The 18,634-nt window shown below is 44.9% G+C and carries 11 protein-coding genes; 3 read left to right on the top strand and 8 right to left on the bottom strand.

Annotated elements, in window-relative coordinates; translation table 11 throughout:
• The first annotated feature begins 3 nt into the window (after positions 1-3).
• Both BB427_RS08985 and BB427_RS08980 read left to right on the top strand, forming a co-directional pair.
• Complete coding sequence (locus BB427_RS08985) at positions 4-4,116, top strand: non-ribosomal peptide synthetase (protein WP_069020427.1); 4,113 nt, start codon at positions 4-6, stop codon at positions 4,114-4,116.
• On the top strand, positions 4,113-5,366 hold the full coding sequence (locus BB427_RS08980; RefSeq protein ID WP_069020426.1) for an MFS transporter: 1,254 nt from the start codon (positions 4,113-4,115) through the stop codon (positions 5,364-5,366). The genes BB427_RS08985 and BB427_RS08980 overlap by 4 nt, the downstream gene beginning before the upstream one ends.
• Positions 5,367-5,400: 34 nt before the next feature.
• On the opposite strand, the gene BB427_RS08975 is transcribed toward BB427_RS08980, so the two are convergent.
• The 5 genes from BB427_RS08975 to BB427_RS08955 all read right to left on the bottom strand — a co-directional run bounded on the left by BB427_RS08975 (position 5,401) and on the right by BB427_RS08955 (position 12,814).
• A complete protein-coding gene (locus tag BB427_RS08975) occupies positions 5,401-6,063 on the bottom strand; it encodes a fumarylacetoacetate hydrolase family protein (RefSeq protein ID WP_069020425.1) in 663 nt (220 codons plus the stop codon).
• Positions 6,064-6,150: 87 nt separating this feature from the next.
• The gene (locus BB427_RS08970; RefSeq protein WP_039493475.1) at positions 6,151-7,347 is read right to left on the bottom strand and encodes an ABC transporter permease; all 1,197 of its coding nucleotides are present in this window, start codon (positions 7,345-7,347) and stop codon (positions 6,151-6,153) included.
• Complete coding sequence (locus BB427_RS08965; protein WP_069020423.1) at positions 7,337-8,293, bottom strand: ABC transporter ATP-binding protein; 957 nt, start codon at positions 8,291-8,293, stop codon at positions 7,337-7,339. The genes BB427_RS08970 and BB427_RS08965 overlap by 11 nt, the downstream gene beginning before the upstream one ends.
• Positions 8,294-8,351: 58 nt before the next feature.
• A complete protein-coding gene (locus tag BB427_RS08960) occupies positions 8,352-11,921 on the bottom strand; it encodes an ABC transporter permease/M1 family aminopeptidase (protein WP_069020421.1) in 3,570 nt (1,189 codons plus the stop codon).
• An 11-nt stretch (positions 11,922-11,932) separates the two neighbouring features.
• Complete coding sequence (locus BB427_RS08955; protein ID WP_010378221.1) at positions 11,933-12,814, bottom strand: ABC transporter ATP-binding protein; 882 nt, start codon at positions 12,812-12,814, stop codon at positions 11,933-11,935.
• Between the two features lie 151 nt (positions 12,815-12,965).
• Between BB427_RS08955 and BB427_RS08950 the strand changes: the two genes are divergently transcribed.
• A complete protein-coding gene (locus BB427_RS08950; protein WP_069020419.1) occupies positions 12,966-13,643 on the top strand; it encodes a nitroreductase family protein in 678 nt (225 codons plus the stop codon).
• A 17-nt stretch (positions 13,644-13,660) separates the two neighbouring features.
• Here the strand turns inward: BB427_RS08950 and BB427_RS08945 are convergent, their stop codons facing one another.
• The 3 genes from BB427_RS08945 to BB427_RS08935 are packed head-to-tail and all read right to left on the bottom strand — an operon-like array spanning position 13,661 to position 18,323.
• Positions 13,661-14,707, bottom strand: a complete 1,047-nt coding sequence (locus BB427_RS08945) for an efflux RND transporter periplasmic adaptor subunit (protein ID WP_069020417.1) — start codon at positions 14,705-14,707, stop codon at positions 13,661-13,663.
• Positions 14,697-18,002 carry an efflux RND transporter permease subunit gene (locus BB427_RS08940; RefSeq protein ID WP_069020415.1) on the bottom strand — a complete coding sequence of 1,102 codons (3,306 nt, stop codon included), beginning with the start codon at positions 18,000-18,002 and terminating at the stop codon, positions 14,697-14,699. Before BB427_RS08940 ends, BB427_RS08945 begins: the two co-directional genes overlap by 11 nt.
• 15 nt (positions 18,003-18,017) lie before the next feature.
• The gene (locus BB427_RS08935) at positions 18,018-18,323 is read right to left on the bottom strand and encodes an ArsR/SmtB family transcription factor (RefSeq protein ID WP_069020408.1); all 306 of its coding nucleotides are present in this window, start codon (positions 18,321-18,323) and stop codon (positions 18,018-18,020) included.
• Between the last annotated feature and the right edge of the window lie 311 nt (positions 18,324-18,634).

Below are 18,634 nucleotides of genomic sequence, written 5' to 3'. Positions count from 1 at the left end.
CGCATGATCGAATCATTTATTTATGAACTAAAACAAAGTGGGATAAGCGTTTGGCAGCAAGAGGATAAATTAAAAATTGCTAGCAACGTGAATTTACAAGGCCAAGCAATTGTTGAGCAGTTAAAACAGAATAAGCCACAGTTGTTACGCTACCTCACAAGGCAAGGCATAGATAGCAAAGCTCGTTTTGATGAACTGTCTATCTTGCCGTTGGAAACGCGATGCGCTCCGCTTACCCTTGGGCAACAACAACTACTGTTTACGCAAGAAGTGAGCAACGCGGCAAGTACTTATCATATTCCATGCCTACTCAAAATCGCCAAGCACTGCGATATTGAAAAACTCACAGCAGCAATAGAACAACTGGTGATCCGTCACAGTGCGCTAGATATGGTTGTGGCCTATGATCACCAAGGAAAGACGATACAGCAGCCTGCCAATGAGGCGTTTGTCGTGACGCATCATGAGCTTGGTAATCTAAACTTGCATGAGCAGTGCGAGCATTTCTTTAACGAGCCGTTTAGCTTACAGCATTCTCGACCATTTCGTGCCTATGTCATCACCTCAAAGGAGCAGCAACATGTGTTTTTTGTCTGGCATCATATCGCCTTTGACGGATGGTCTTTGGGGCTGTTTTTACAAGAATTAACGTCACTCTATGAGGGAGAGAATCGACCTCTGAGTCTACAATTTAGTGATTATGCTTATTACATGGCAACACCCGGCCAACGTGAACGACAAGCAACAAGTCAACGTTATTGGCAAACTCAATTGGCTGATTACGAACCATTAAAACTTGCGCAAACTCAATCACGCCCAGCCACCTTTGATCATCGCGGCGCGATACAGAGCATTGTACTAGATGAAAGTACGACGCTAAAGTTACAACAAACAGCGAAAACGCACCGCATTAGTATTAATACACTTGGGCTTGCGGCTTGGTATCACACCCTTGCGCTACTCAGTCATCAACGTCAATTTGTTGTTGGTATTCCGAGTGAGAACCGTCCAACAGCACTGCAGCAAAACATACTTGGATATTTTGTTAACTCATTGCCGATTAAAGCGGATATCGATATGACGATGTTACTTGAGCGCTGGTTCACTCAAGTTAATCAAGTCGTTAATCAAGCCAAGCAACATCAGGCCTTACCGTTTGAGGCCATTAAGAATAGCTTAGACGTGCCGCTCGACACTAGTATGCACCCGATATTTCAAACGTTGTTTAGCAGTAGTCAGTTTGCTCCTGAGCAACATCATACCTTATGGCAAAGCGTTGACCTTGATCTTAGCCAGCAGTGCCAAGCGAAGTTTGATTTAACATTACACTTGAGTGCAGGGAAGACCACAGAGTTAGGGTTAACTTATGCCAGTGCACTTTTTTCCAGCTCATACGCGCAGCAGATCCTCGAGTTATATCAAACGGTTTTACAGGCATATCTAACAGCTGAAAACGCCCAACAGCCTCTCTATAGCCTACCTTTATTGAGTAACACGGCGCAGCAAAAACAATATCAATTAAGTGGAATGCAACACGCCTATCCGAGCGTGGCAAGTATCACCGACCAGTTTGCTGAAATAGTAGCGCGCTATCCAGATAAAGCCGCTATCAGTAATCGCCATCAAACCATGAGCTACCAAGTGCTTGATAACCAAGCCAAGCAACTTGCCAATGCTATCTTGACAGCCTGTCCTGAACCCAAAGTCGTCGCACTCTACATGCAAAATGACATTGAGTTTGTGATTGCCATGTTGGCGGTACTAAAAATCGGCGCGGCATACACAACGCTATCGCTCAAAGACCCAGTAGCGCGTCATCAATATCAACTGAGTGATAGTCATGCCGATGTAATTGTCACCTTGCGTGAACATAGCCAAACATTGGCAACACTCAACCACAACAATATCGCTGAAGTTTTCTGTGATACGAGTCTGGCAGATACTGATATCACGGCGGATTTTGAGCCTATGTGCATCGCACCTAGCGAAGTCGCGACGATTATTTATACCTCAGGTACGACAGGAAACCCTAAAGGCACATTGCTCTCTCACGCCGCTATTAGCTCTTTGGCACTCGATAATCATAGTTACCAGCATCAGCCCCAAGATAGCTTTATTCAACTCGCAAACCCAGCTTTTGATGCCACTCTATTTGAGATATGGAGCGCATTACTCAACGGTGCCGAGGTGCACTTAGGCTATCAGGACAGCCTTAATTCTGCAGCGCAGCTCAGTGCAACATTGCAGACGTTGAATATCACTTCGATGTTTCTAACCCGCTCACTGTTCGACACTTTGTTGCTGCAAGACGAGCATATTTTCGCTTCTCTGACTCATTTACTCGTAGGTGGTGAAGCATTAACAGAGTCGATGGTAAATAAATTGCTGGCGTCCACATCTTGTCCAAAACACTTTATCAATGTTTATGGTCCGACTGAGTGCACCACATTTACCACAGTGCAAACGATGTCTAAACAGCAGTCTGAGATAGCAATCGGCAAGCCAATCCCCGGGCGAGCGGTCGCTGTAGTCGGTCGCAATAATGAATTACTGCCACTTGGTTGCCCTGGCGAGTTAGTGGTCTGTGGGCATGGCGTGGCTGCACGTTACCTCAACAACCCAACACTCAACAGCGAAAAGTTTGTATCCCTAAATCTGTTTGGCTCTATGCAAAAGTACTATCGCACGGGCGACTTAGTGTATTGGAATGCACAACAGCAACTGTGTTATATCAACCGTGGCGATCAACAAGTCAAAGTGCGAGGCTTTAGAATTGAGTTGCCAGAGATTGAGCATCACCTTAATCAGCTGGCGGATGTAGATAGCTGTGCGGTTATTGCTAAAAAGCAGCAGACTCAAACCTTGCTACATGCTTATTTGGTCATCAAACCCGCGGCCAATCAAGCTGCGGTACTCAGCCACTGTAAAACTCAGCTTACCAAGTTACTTCCTAGTTATATGATGCCACATAGCTTCACTGTACTTTCGGCGTTACCGTTAACGCTCAACGGCAAACTCGACAAAACTAAGCTGCCAGAACCGGAGCTAAAGCAGCATCAACTCGTTGTGCCACAAACCAACACAGAGAAGGAAGTGCAAGCCATTTGGCTGGATGTTTTAGGCCAGAGTCCACTTTGTTGTGCGACGGCAGTGACTGAGCAAGGTGCCGACTCCATTAGTTTATTAAGCTTTTGTGGTGCTGCAAGCAAGCGTAATTGGCAGCTAACTCCACAACTTATCCTTGAACACCTATCAGTGCAGCAACTGGCAAGATTTATTGATAATCAGACCCGACTTGATTTTGCCACCATGAGTGAAGATCAAGCAATTGACGCTGCGCTTGCCCATGAGCATTTCGCTCCTTCACGTTTTTTCAATGCACCACAGAGTGAGTTTCTGCTTCACCTCATGCCCGCAGCAGCAACCGCTGATAGCTTTGCACCTCTGTGTGAAAAACTTGCGCCCGACCTGCGCATTCACGCATTAGAAAATATCAAACTGTTCACAGGCAAACATATCAGCTTGCATACTATGGTACGCTATTATGCTCAGCGTATTACAGAGGTATCGCCAACTGGCCCACTTTACCTAGGTGGCTTTTGTGAAGGTGCGGCATTGTCACTGGAAGTGGCACGCTACTTGGCCGAAATGGGTAGAGAAATTGTCCACTGCTTTTTGATTGACCCCGTCTTACCAAGACTTACTTTAGCAGCGCGTCAGGCCGCCGAAGAAGAGTATATCCGTTCGCAAGACGATGACGCTAAACCTATCGCCCGAGCATTTTTAGACTTTACTCAATACTTTCAAACCGCGACGGCGTTTACCTTCCCTGTGAGCTTCTTTATCGCCGATCATGTCAGTGATGAGGCCATTCCACTTCCGGCACTGAGGTTGATCCATCAAGTGGAAGACATACCTGCGCTGTATAAGCGTACGTTTGCAAGTGACAGAAATGGTTTTGAAAATTTACTTGCCAATGCAGACTATATTACGCTTGAAAGTGCACACGATGAAATCATGACCGACGCTAAAGACTTATCCATCATCGCGTCACATATTAATGCGTTAATGCAGCAAACGAATAGCGCCGCAACCACTGTGGAGCAACGCGCATGACTCGTTCACAATTTGCTACACGATACGGCATCCACCTTGGGTTAACTATGTTTGCCAGTATGCTGGTGCTCCCTATTTTTACACCTTACATGCTGAACTTAGGCCTAGCATTGCAAGATGTGGCTTTAGCTATGGTGGTCATGGCTATCACTATCGTGGTGTTTGAAGTACCAAGCGGTATTGCGGCAGATGCCATTGGTCGCCGCAAAGTATTTTTAGCTTCTTTAGTGTTTGCCGCTGTATGCAACTTACTTTTATTGTTGAGTGAAGACTTTTGGCACGTCTGCTTAGCCATGGCATGTTGGGGATTAAGTCAGGCATCGTTAACTGGCACGCTCAACGCATGGTTTGTTGAAACTTATCAAAAGCTTGAAGGAGATGAGCCACTGAATAAGGGGTTCGGTAAAGTGTATGGTATTGGCTATCTTATCGGCGCCAGTGCCGCTTTATTTGCCGCCCTCTTTTTGGCGTTTGCGACTAGCCCAACACAACAGCTCAACCACTTGTATCAAGCCTTAATCTTGATTTCGATAGCGGTATTGTGTGTGGTATTTGCATGTACTTTTGTTGTGGTGAAAGAGTCAACGAGACCTCAGCAAGAGGTGGTTGAGAAAGGCCTGATTAGCCAAGCTAAAGCCATGCTGGCAACTTGTAAGCAAAGTGGTATGCAAAGGCTGCTGTTGGTGATTGTTTTTGCAATTCCTGTTGCCAGCAGCATAGAGAAGTTTTGGCCAGCCCTAGCAGAGCGCTATAGTAGTGCACCAGTTGACTCTATAGCGTGGATATTCCCAGCAATGATGGCAGCTGGATTTTTATTAAATGGCGTCGCTGCTGCGATCAGCGCTCCGATCTGTTCTCTATTTGGTCAACGCTTAGGATATGTCATGGCGTTCGCTCATTTCGCCAAGTTAGCCTTTGTGCTGTTACTTGCTTGGGTTACGTCACTACCATTACTGATTGTAGCCCTGCTGTGCTTTTATCTTTGTATGGGACTAGCGCAACCGGCACAACTGCAACTACAACATCAACTGAGTAGCGATAACGTGCGAGCCAGTGTGGAGTCAATAATGTCACTGACCACTCGCTTTGGTGGCTTGCTCGGCTCTGCGTTAACCGCTTTACTGTTGGGCTACGTCAGCCTGACTATCAGCTGGATAATATTAGGCGCAATTTCACTTGTTGCTATCATGCTGTGCTGCTCGAGCACAATCAATCAACCGGAAGCTGAGCTCATTGCTGCGCAGTCGTAACAGACTACGCAGCGATGTACATAAAAGCGAGAATCTAATTTATCGCAACTTTGCCATGCCAAGGAGTATGGCTTTTCAGCTGTAGCGTAAGTTCATCGCCATGCGCTAGGCTCCCCACCCCTTTTGGTGTTCCTGTTAAGACAATATCTCCTGGCTGAAGCGTAAAGTAGCGAGCAATGTCCTTTAGCAACTCAGTGATTGGAAAAATCATTAAGCTAGAGTCGCCATGCTGTTTAAGCTCTCCATTTTGCCAAAAACGATATTCAATACTCTCAGCAAAGGTGTTTTCATCACATGGTACAAAAGGCGTCATTGGGCAACTATTATCATAGGCCTTTGCCCGCTCCCATGGGTGCCCTTGTGCTTTTAGCTCACTTTGTAAGTCTCGTAATGTCAAGTCGAGTGCCAGCCCAATTCCAGCGATATGCTTGAGAGGCACAGGGGTTTTTGCATCAATTTTGGTGCCTACTAATAGTGCAAGCTCGGCCTCATAATGATGTTCGCCAAGTGCGGCGTCCAACATCATTTTATTATTAAATGGTACTAAGCTCGTTGCTGGTTTGATAAACAACAACGGACTGCTTGGAATGGGATTATCTAGCTCTTTGGCATGCGCTACGTAGTTTCTACCAACACAAACGATTTTTCCCGCTGGTAGACTTATTTTATTGTTTTCATTATCAATATGTTGATACATTTCACCCTCTCTGTACGGCCATAAGCTCCGGTTATGGAGCGTACCATAACCAAAGTGTTGTGCTAGCAAGTTATCATATAAACGGTATTATTCCGGTTTACAGACCCAGCGCACCATATCCTTAATTGAGGGTTCCTTGCCATACATCACCATACCCGCTTTAAACAATCGTCCCGCAGCAACACGGATAAGGTAGCAACCAAGTAATGCGCTGACCAACGCACATAACACTTGCCAAATGGGTACTTCAATTAACGCCATTTTTACTGGCATCACCACAAATGCGGTAAGCGGGAAAAGGCTCAAAATATCCACGGCAAGGCTGCTTGGACTATCAACAATCATAAACGCGATAACAATTGGCAATATAGGGATCATCATAAACCCTGTCTTGCCACTATGGTTAGGATCGTCAATAGCTGCGGCTATTGCTGCCATAAAGGCTGTTGCCATATAAAGACCTACTATCGCAAACAGGGTAAACCAAGGCAACATTGCAAAGTCTATCATCGTAAAGTCCAAGGCTTCGTTTTTTACAACGACTTGTATAAAAGCCATCGCCAACAAAAATGAAAATAACGTACTTAACATAGCCTTTAGACAATGGAGCATTTGACCAAATATTTTGCCGTCAATCCAAGTTTGCGCACTCATACAAGAATATAATTGCTCGGTAACACGCTGCTGCTTTTCTCCGGTGATAGACACGAAGATCTGTCCAAATGACGTAAAAATACCGATGAGCATCAATAGCATCACGCCAAATGCAGTCATCGAAGACTGGTTGTGCGTCTCCTTAACCGCATCCTTTGTGTATTGATTGGAAACGCTCACAGGTTGCTGTAACAAGGCAAGCTGAGCCGCAGATAAATTAAAGCTCTGTGCGAGTTCGTTGCTGTAAAACTGCGTAAGCGCTACCTCAACTTCATTCTGCCAAGACATTTTACCTGTGGTAATCAGTTCAAACTGTAACGCCTCACCCGCTTGGGCTTGAAGTATCAAAATACCGTCAATTTCCTCTTGTTCTAACTGAGTCAGAAGTTCAGCTTTTGAAGCATCAACTCGCTTTAGAAGCAAAGGCTCAGGTAACTGAGTTAAGTTCATGGCGGATGGTGTTGCGATAACATATTGCTCAGGTTCAAAAAACGAAGTGCTTTGCCAAAAATAGATAAGCAAACCTATCGCCAGCATAATTGCTTTACCGATCAGCTCCTGCTTGAGTTTAAAAAAGTACATAAACTCCCATTTGGTCACTTGCAGTATCTGTTGCAGCTTATGAGACATGGGCATGCTCCTGAGATTGCACTTTGCCTTGATGAGACTCGATTGCTTTAAGATAGAGTTGATGCAAGTCCATCGTTTTGGTTTCTATTCCTTGCAAAGTCGTTGATTTAGACAAATCGGCGAGCAGTAAATTAAGCTCTGAGGAGTCACTCAACTCAAACTTAATTTTACTCTGACTTAATTGAGTACACGCAACCTTGTAGTTACCTAAATTGAGCGCTGCGTAGTTCGTTGCCTCACTGAAGCTCACTGTGATATCGACGCCAACACCAACGTCCTGTTTTATTTCGGCTAATGTGCCATAAAGCACAGCTTGCCCGTGATTCATTAACAGCATTCTATCGGCCAGCTTTTCTACCATCGCCATCTGATGTGCGCTTAAAATAACGGTCATGCCTTGTGCTTTTAACGCTTCTAAAAACACCACCACCTTTTCTTGGTTGATGGGGTCAAGACCAGAGAAAGGCTCATCAAGCAGTACAACCTTGGGTTTGTGCAATACTGCCGATATTAACTGTACTTTTTGCTGATTGCCTTTTGACAACGATTTCAACCGCTCATGCGCTCTATCACTTAAGTCAAACTGCGTTAGCCAAGACTCAATCTGTGCTAGCGCTACGTTTTTCTCAACACCGCGTAGCTTGGCAAAATAGAGCAAATTCTGCTGCACAGTTTTTTCAGCGTACAGCCCTCGATCTTCAGGGAGATAACCTAAACTTTGATGGGGGATTGATTGATATGCTTGCCCATCAATATTCACAGCGATTGTTCCGCTATCTGGATAGGTAAATCCAACCAACATTCTCACAAGGGATGATTTACCCGCACCATTGGGGCCCAGTAATGCAAAGATCTCACCTTGTTTAACGCTAAAACTTAGATTGTCTACTGCTTTTACCGAAACATATTGCTTCGACACCCCTGTTACTTGCAATAAATCTGGCATAACTTTCCTTTAAAACAAATGAGGGCTTTCGAAAAAGCCCTCTCCTACCATGTATAGATTAGAGTGACTTGATATTATCGGCGGTTTTCTTATCAATCAGTTTTACAAACGGATCAACTCCCGCAAATTTCGGTAACTCTGTTACTTTCAACTCAATCTTATTTTCACCCGATGTGATCGCGTGCTTTTGTAGATATAACAGCGTTTCGTCACTTTGAATGTTGTTAGGATCAGCAGAGAATAAGGCTATATCAATCTCTTGATTAAGCGGGATTTCTTCTTCGTTACCTTCACCATCTGCATGCTTTTTCGCCGCCTCAACCGTTAAGGTCACCGTATGTAGCTCTCCCGCTTGCGTCGCTTCTTGCACTTCAACACCCGCAAGCTTAAGCTCATACAATGTAATCGCATTGAACTGATCTTCGATAAATACTTGTTCTTGCTCTGAAGCCCCCGCTTTTAGGTAAGTCAAAAAGTCGAGTGTCGTTGGGTAGATATCTGTTCTAAAACGATAGTCATTTAAGAAGCTTCTTAATGCGCTATTGAGTCGCGTTTCTCCAAGTAAATCGTGCAGCGCTAACATCACGACAGAGCCTTTATTGTAGTGAATATATTGCTGACCGATTGTTCTAGATAACGCCCGCTCTTCATACGGATCAGAGCCTCGTCCACTTAAATAGGTGTCGAGTTCATACTTCAAGAATTTACGGAGATTATGCTCGCCGTACTTTTCTTTCATCACCATAATGGCAGAATATTGCGACAACATTTCCGACAGGATATTTGACCCCTCCACATTAGCACCAATCACCTGATGCGCCCACCACTGGTGTGCCAGCTCATGTGAGGTCACATAGTAAGGTACATTGATATTGTCAGGGTTACGGGTGTCCGTCAAAAAGCCAATATTTTCCGAGTACGGCACTGTATTGGCAAAACTTTGTGCAAAGTCTCGGTAACGAGGAAACTCAATAATACGCATTTGCTTATGTTGGTAAGGCCCAAACTCTCGAGTGAAATAATCAATAGAGTCTTTCGTCGACTGCAACATAGTGTCTACGTTCCAAGCATGATCTTTATGGTAGTAAACCTCGAGCGCAATGCCTTTGTACTCTTCTCGTTTCACCTCAAGATCCATCGACAAGATGTTATAGAAGTGCAGCATTGGAGCATCCATTTCATAGACATAGGTCGTGCGGCCATCTTTGCTGTGTTTTGATTGCAAATAACCCGGCACCATCGCAACTTGCGATTCATCCGTCGTCACCGTTGCGGCGAATGTGACAAAATTTTCCGCAAACAATGGCTCATGATGATAGTGTGTTTCTTCAATCTTATTACCACGCTTTAGTGGTTCAAGGCCGCGCTGGCGACGCTCACTTTTGTCTTGAATTTGCTTATAGATGTTATAACCAAATGTCGGGAACAACGTCGTGTTATCGATGAAGGTACCATTGTTCACCAAGGTTTCATCATTGCCTCTATCTACAAAGCCAAGTGTTTGCCGTACAACTGACATCGTAATTTCACGCTGCTCACCCGGTGTCATTGATTGTGAAAGCTCAAGCCAAGCATGCTTAAAGGTTTTATCCTCTTCACCAAGCGTAGCGCCAGCCATTTCAACTTGCCACTCTACTGTGTGGTCAGGTTTATTGACCAAGAAGCGAGTAATCTCTTTATCTGAGCGGTTTTCAACCAACAGCTTTACCTGCGCTTCAATACGACGTGTCTTTGGAAATATCTCAGCATTGAGCTGTACATCTAACGTGACTGGTACAGGGTCATCTCGATACTGGGCAAATTGTTGCTCATATTGCTCTGCGATATCTTCAGCTTCATCTTGCGTAATAAACTCATTGACCACTTGCGTGTTGTAGTAAATGTAGCTGCCACTACCCACGAATATTAAAGCACCACAAGCCAATAATGCTTTACCTGCATTACCTAACTGATAGCCCATCAGTGCAATGCGTGCTTTCAGCGTTTGCCCCGCACCACGAGGCCAAAGTGCATAGCTTAGTGTCGCTAACATCATGCTAAAACCAAACCAGTACAAATTGTACCAATGTGCCGCACTGAGGAAATGACCATAACCATTAATATCTGAGTACGGCACTGAGGAAGTTTCACCTAAGTGGTACATATTGTGCTCAAAGCCAAAGTTGCTCAGGACTATCGAAATAATGAAGTAAACGACATATATTCCCATACCCATATATTTGCTTGGACTCATCACCTGTATCAAAAATGCTAAGGTGGTTTGGAAGGCAAAACCTAACACATATAAATATCCCAAGCGCACAATATACTGGGCGAGATCTATCTGTGTCACACCTGACAATAATTGATAGCTAATGGTTATCAAGCTACCAAATACACATAGCAGCGTCATCACCGCAACTAGAGCGATATATTTAGAGCCCCAAAATACCCAGTTTGCAACAGGATAAGAGTCAACAATATCTCCCATTCGCGAATCACGGTCATGCCATACTAGCTCAGCGCTGTAATACACCAACACAATGACCAACAATTGCCAGAAGCTGCCGTGGATAAGCTCCACCATTCTAAAGGTCACTGGCCATACTTCTGTGCCATACCAATTAAATGAGCCAACCAATGCAGGTATTAAGGTTGCCACCGCCAAAATTAATAACACTAAGAATGGATAGCTTTTAAGCACTTGCTTTACTTCAAAAGTGGTTCTGGTGCAAAAGTGCACCCAACTACTACCTACGCTCGCTTTAAAATCAAAACGATTCAGCAATGCCGACGCCTGGCTACCATCTTCTTTGGCTTTACTCTTGGTTTTTTGTTTTTGCGGTAAATAATGAGAAGTATTTAAGGCTAAAGCACCTAAACTGAGCAGTGCAACTGACATCCAAATTAAGCGGTTATAGAGCAGCTCATCAACCAAGCTGATGACCGATGTATTGCGATCTGCAATGGTCCAATATTCTGATTGCGCCGAAATAGCTGATAGGCCAAACATGTCTACATACGCAGCAATAGTACGGTATTCAATATCTGAAAAAATACTATTTGCCACAAGATAAGTCACAAACAAACCCACAGCAACTAAGTACATTGCTATCATGGTTCTAAATTTTTGCGCCACCAGCGCAAATAGGCTCGCCATAAAGAACAGTGACGGGGCAGCAATGAAAAATAGTGGCGTTAGGTAATAGCTGAGTTTATTAGGCCCGATCAGTTCGGTATCCAGCCAACCGACTAACCCGCCGATACCAGAACCTACCCAGATCCCCACTAAACACATTGAAAATACTAGTAAAGTGACAAAATAAGCGCCGAGAAAACGACCCAATCGATATTGCGCTAAGTGCAAAGGCTTACTCAAAATAAGCTCACTAAACTTACTTTGATCGTCTCTTATCACCGCACTACCAACAAAGTTAACCACCAAAAAGACGGAAAAAATGGTCATGATGGCAACGGTTTGTAAGATGGCAAAGGGCGAGTTTACATTGACGTTACTGCCACCACCAATCTGTACCGAGTCCGAAACTGAGGCAAAAAAGGTGAGCAAAAATAGAATCAGAGAAGTCACATAAAAGGAAGGCTGACGGACAAAATACCGCAACTCAAAACGCATCATTTTAAATAGCATCTGCCTACTCCTTACGCTGCTTGATTATTTCGATGAGTATGCAGAGTAGAAAAATAGACGTCCTCTAAATCGGCAGGTACCGCTTCAAAACCTTCAGGTGCTTGATCTGCAAATACGTTAAGTAAGGTCTGTCCCGCAAATAAACGCTTAGAAATAACCGGTAAGTTTTGCTCTACTTCTTTTGCTTCCGCAAGTGTGACCGACTTACGCCAGATTTTCCCCTGTAGCTGCTCAGTGAGCGCAATTGGATTACCTTCAAGTAAAATTTGTCCGCTCGCCAGTACGGCCATATTCGGACATAGCTCAGATACATCCTCCACGATATGCGTCGATAAGATAACTACTTTACTCTCACCTAAGCCAACGAGTAGGTTGTGGAAACGATTACGTTCTTCTGGGTCCAATCCCGCTGTCGGTTCATCCACAATGAGTAAATCAGGATCACCAAGAAGTGCCTGTGCAATACCAAAGCGTTGACGCATACCTCCGGAAAATCCGCTTACCGCATTTTTACGGTGATCATATAAGTTAGTTTGTGCGAGCAATCCGTCCACGGCTTCTTTACGCTCTTTTTTATTATTTAACCCTTTTAGGATTGCCATATGATCCAATAAATCATACGCACTAACGCGCTGGTAAACACCAAAATCTTGCGGCAGATAGCCTAGACGTGCGCGGAGTGCCTTGGGCTCTTTTAAGACATTCACACCGTCGAACTGTATGGTGCCAGCATCCGCCGACTGTAATGTAGCAATCGTGCGCATCAACGATGATTTTCCAGCGCCATTGGGTCCGAGTAACCCAAACATTCCCTTTGGAATAGTCAGGTTTACACCTCTCAAAGCATGAACACCATTATCATAGGTTTTTGAAAGTCCTGATATTTCGAGCATTGTTATTTCCTTTCCGGATTTTTATTATTGTCCTTTTTATAACATTTACCTAGGTTAGTGACAATTAACATAAACATATCAATTGCAAATAAAAGTAAACACTGAAACACTAAGAAACGTTCTTAGTTTACAAAACCCAAGGAAAACTAACATGCAAGATCACGCCAACCACCCACTGACGGATTTTATTGAATACCCTCACGAAGAAATGCTAAGTCGCGCGGAAGCATTCTTGGAAAACAGTAAGAGACGTCATAGCATCCGTGCTTTTAGCGACCGCTCAGTACCGCAAGAAATCATCGAAACCTGTATCAAAGCAGCGGGCACAGCCCCCAGTGGTGCAAATCATCAGCCATGGCATTTCGTGGCGATTGGCAGCGCAGAAAAGAAAAAGCAGATCCGAGCTGCAGCCGAAGACCTCGAGCGCTCGTTTTACCAAGGCCGTGCCGGAGATGAGTGGTTGGACGCGTTAAAACCTTTGGGCACAGATGCACAAAAGCCCTACTTAGAACATGCACCTTGGCTTATCGCTATTTTTAGTCAGAAAAAAGGTGGGATCCACGCGGAAGACAAAAATACCAACTACTATGTCCATGAATCGGTTGGGATAGCTACTGGGTTTCTTATCCAAGCCCTGCATAATGCAGGACTAGCCACACTGACCCATACTCCTAAACCAATGAGCTTTTTAAGCGAGTTGTGCGGTAGAGATAAAGATAACGAACGTCCTTATATGTTATTGATTGCGGGCTATCCAAGTGAAGATGCAACTATTCCAGAGCACGCAACAGTGAAAAAATCACTCGCCGAAATCGCTTCGTTTATTTAAAAGTTCAGATCAGCTAACTATCGCTGCACAGCTAGCTGATCGCCTTCGTTTAGGCCACTAATAACAATCGTTTTATTACCAGTCTCTTCGCCCAACCTGAGATAGCGTTTGTGAAGCTGGCCACTTTCTATTACTTCAACCATCGCCAATTGACCATACTTGCTGATCATATTAGTTGGAATTTGGATAACCGCCTGCTCGCCAAGCACAAGCTCAACCAGCGCGTACATGCCAGGCACCACATTTTTCAGCAAAGGCATATCCAATTTAATAATAAAGCTGCGCGCTTGGCTGTCGGCAATTGGCACCATTTCCGACACACGTGCGGTTTGGCTTATGTCTAGCGCAGGTATGCGTACCTTAATCTCGCTTCCTAACTGAATATGCTTAACTTGGCTCTCGCGAATTGGCGCTTCAATCTGCAATTGTAACGGATTGAATAGCGAAATAATGGCGCCACCGGGGCTAACCATGCTGCCCGGCTCTTGTAAGCGCGCTACCACTTTACCCGAAATAGGGGCTGTGATTTGCGTGTAACCCAGCGCGACTTCTGCACTGCGATACGCCTCTTGCAATGCCTTATCTTGCGCTTGTAACTCGTTCACTGTGGCTTGCCACTCATCCACTTGGTTAATCGCGATAAGCCCTTTTTCATTAAGAGATTTATTGCGTACTAGCTGCTTAGTCGCTTGCTCTAGCTTGGCTGAATTCGCCGCTTGCTGCGCCGCCACTCTTTGCAGCTCTGCTTTAAGCTCGGCATCATCGAGTGTTGCTATCAACTGTCCCGCAGTGACTTTATCACCGGCTCTGACGTTAAGCGTTTTAAGCTCCGCCAATAACCGACTGGACACTAACGTATTTTCTTTTGCGACCACACTCGCGGGAACTTGTTCAATCATCGCAATCAGCGACTTTTGCACGGTATAACGTGCGCCTTGATAAGCTGGAAGTTCGGACTTATTGCCCGGAGCTAGCTTATTTTGGAATCCACCAGCAAGCCATACGACCATCAATAATAGGCAAAAAATAGCAAGAACAGGAATAGCGATTTGATTACGAGACATGAGAAGACTCCTGAACTGATAAGGCATTAAGAGATTGATTAGGTGTCGATGATGATTTGAATACTAAGTAGTAAACGATAGGCACGACCAACAATGAAAATAACGTTGAAGCAATGATCCCGAAGATAATAGCAAGGGCGAGGCCACTAAAAACGGGATCTAAGATAATCACCAAGTTGCCTAATAACGTCGTGCCTGCTGTAAGTAATACAGGTCGCATTCTTACACTTCCCGCCGCGATCAATGCGTCGATAAGTGCCATACCAGCCGCACGAGACTGATTAATAAACTCCACCAAAATCAGGGAATTTCTCACCACGATTCCGGCCAGCGCTATCATCCCTATCATCGCGGTCGCTGTAAATAACACAGGCTCTGGCGCACCTGCAACCACACGCTCACCAAATTGATTGAGTAACCAAAAGCCCGGCATAATCCCTATCATGGTGAGTGGAATTGCCGACATAATGATAAGTGATAAGCTACTAGATGCCGTTTGTATCCGCAGGATGATAAATATCGCCACCAGTGCAAATGCAAATGCGATCCCCATATCTCTAAACACATCTATGGTAATGCGCCACTCACCTTCACCTTTAAAGGTATAATGAGTTCCCTCTAACATTGACCAAGTGACTCCTCCGCCACTGTGTAAAAAGGTGCGAGATGCCCAATTGCTTGGTGTTATCTGTTGGTTTTCATCCGCAACCACATCGGCAATCACCTCAGCTGGGGTACGGCCATTTAGCTCCGCAAACACATAAATCACTTCTTGTAGGTCTTTTCGAAGGATCACGGGAGCCGTAGGGATAGCTGTTAATTCGCCAAGTTCACCAATCGCTACAAGGGGCCTCGCGGCCTGCTCTAAGCCATATTCTTGAGTGGTTTTAGCCAACTCCTGACGACCACGAACTTGCATCGCCAATACGTTTTGCCATTGATTACGCTGCGCGTAACTCACACCCAACTCGATGGGCACCGTTGCGACCTCACCTTGAGTATATAAAAAGCCTGCTGACATGCCGCTGCTTGCAACCACTAAAGATTGATTAATATCCTCTGTGGCCACACCTGATAACGCGGCCTTTTGTTTATCAACCACAAACCGCTTTAACCATGTTGGCGAAGCCATTGAGGTGTCAACCTCAACCACATGTGGCTCCTGCCTTAAACGATGCGCTAACCTTTGGGCTGCTTGCTCTTGCGTTTCACGAGCAACAAACGGATCTGCATAAACCTCAGCAACAAGTGTACTTAATACCGGAGGTCCCGGTGGCACTTCCACCACTTTTACTTGCGTCAAAGTTTGGTTAAAAGGCTGAAGCTTTTCACGCAGTCGCATGACGATGGCGTGAGATTGATGTTCGCGTTCACGCTTATCCACCAGTAAAACTCTAAGTTCGGCAAGATGCGTACCACTACGACGATAATAGCCTCGCACCATACCATTAAAATCCATACTGGAAGGCTTACCGACAAAAGCGGCGATGTCGGTCACTTCAGCTTCTGACCAAACGATTTGCTGTACTTGCCTCGTCATTGCGGCCGTTTGCTCAAGGCTGGTTCCCTCGGGCATATCTATCAATACTTGGATTTCACTTTTATTGTCAAACGGCAGCAATTTCAGTGGTACGGCTCTAAAAATAGGAAGGCTCACACTCGCAACAAATAACCCTAACACACCCCATAATAACCACTTGGCTTTACGTGGGTTTTGTAAAATTGGCAGCATGATTTTGCTGTAGTACGAGTCTTGAGGCGCGACTTCACTTGTTTTTGCATCCGCTTTGAGTAACTTTTTAGACAGCCAAGGCGTCACTAAAAAAGCCACTAACGTCGAGGCAATGACACTAATGGGGACGTTAAATGCCATAGGTGCCATATATGGGCCCATCATGCCAGTAATAAATGCCAATGGAATAAACGCCATGATGATAGTTAACGTTGACATCAAAAGCGCAGATTTGATCTCGACCATAGCAGCGACAATGTTATGATCTGTGTCAGCTGCCGCGCCGCGATGAATAAAGCGGCTAATATTATCGATCCCAGTGATTGGGTCATCGACTAACAGTCCCAGCGACAAAATAAGCGCAAACAAGGTGACCCGATTAATGGTGTAACCAAACGCAAAGTCCAACCCAAGTGTAATGCCATAGCAAATTGGCACTGCAAGACCAACAACGATGGCAGGCCGCCAACCTAAAAATACACCGACAAATATCACAACGGTAAATACCGCAAAGGCCAAGCTAGAGGTAAGATTATTGACTTTGTCATTGGCCGTCTCGCCATAGTTTCTTAGTACTTTTACCGATACCTCAGCGGGAAGGATCTCCTGTTGTAGCTGGGTTACAAGCGCTAAACTTTGCTCTGCAACCGTTACCGCATTACTTCCCTTTTGCTTCGCCACGCCAATCGTCACTAATGGTGCATCAGCCTGACTGTCGCTGCTTGCTAACCACTGATAGCTATCGGGTTCACTAGGACCATCAATAACCTGAGCAACTTCTTTTAAAACAATGACACGGCTATTGATTACATTCACCGTGAGACCTTCAAGTGCCGACTTATTACGAAGGACATCACCAGATTCAAAGGCAATCGTGTTACTGCCTGCCGTCACTTGCCCGACTCGTGTCACTAGATTACTACTTTGGATAGCACCTAAAACATCCATTGGTGTTGTTTGATGTGCGGCAAGCGCAGCTAAGTTCAACTCAACCCTAAGTGCTCTCGTGCGCCCGGTAATAACTGAAACCTCGCTGGTGTCTGCGATGCTCTGTAACTGGATAGCTAGCTCTTGTGCAAAGCGCGTTAGCGCGTAGTCATCATATAGTTGCGGCTTGGAACTTGTCAGTCCAAGCATAAGAATTGGAACGTCATCGACTTCTATTGGACGGATCTGCCACTGAGTGACAATTCCCGGCATAGTATGCTGGTTGGCATACAGCTTAGTGTAGGTGTTGAGAATGGCTTTCTCTCTGTCTTCACCCACATGAAATCTTAAAGTAACAACCGTGCCGCCGGTTTGGGTCGTAGAATAGACGTGTTCAACGCCTGGAATTTGCAGCAGTAACTTTTCAAGTGGAGTGGTGACCAATCGTGCCACTTCTGGTGAGGCAGTATTTGGTACCGACACATGAATATCCAGCATAGGCACCACTATTTGTGGTTCTTCCTCTCGTGGTGTCATTTGCAATGCAAATAATCCAAGTACCACAGCGCACAAGAAGATAATCGTTGGCAAGCTGCCTTGTAGAGCATACCGAATGACACCATCTAACTTTTGCATCTCATTCGTTCCTAGTTACTCTACACTTGAGGCACAGAACAGCTGATATAAACTATCGAGTAGTACAGCGACTCGGCTATCTTTAACATGATAATAAATCGTCGCCCCCTCACGCCTAGTCGCCACGATTTGTGCCTTTCTCATGCTGGCTAAATGTTGTGATAAGGCAGACTGCGCTAACGGCACCATTTCATTAAGCTGGCTAACACTGAGCTCTTGCTTTTGCAATGCACACAAAATCATCAAGCGATTTTTATTCGCCATAAGCTTTAACAAGGCTTCTGCCTGTTCGGCATTTTGCGCCATTTGCTGCAGTTCCATGTTGACTCCCAAAAAATAAATACGCTTAAAGTATAGACACAAACATTAGCAATGTCTAATATTAGAAAAATCTAATATTCAAGGTGACACTCATTATGACCTTACATCCTCGTTAACCTGAGGTTTGGATAAGAAATGGCTAATTCATCATTTTTAGTCAAAAAGGCTTTTCTTCTTGCCTAGCCAGCAAGATTTAGGGAAAACAAGGCGAATTTACGCACCAATAGCTGGCTATTGGAAGTGAATTCAACGCAGTTAGCGCTAAAACTGGCTGCTAGAAAGGCATTAATTATCCGCAGCTCAGGTTATTT

The sequence above is a fragment of the Pseudoalteromonas sp. BMB genome (assembly GCF_001709235.1).
GTDB classification, from domain to species: Bacteria; Pseudomonadota; Gammaproteobacteria; order Enterobacterales; family Alteromonadaceae; genus Pseudoalteromonas; species Pseudoalteromonas maricaloris.
Note: the sequence above shows the minus strand (reverse complement) of the source record. Positions and strands in the feature narration are given on the sequence as shown.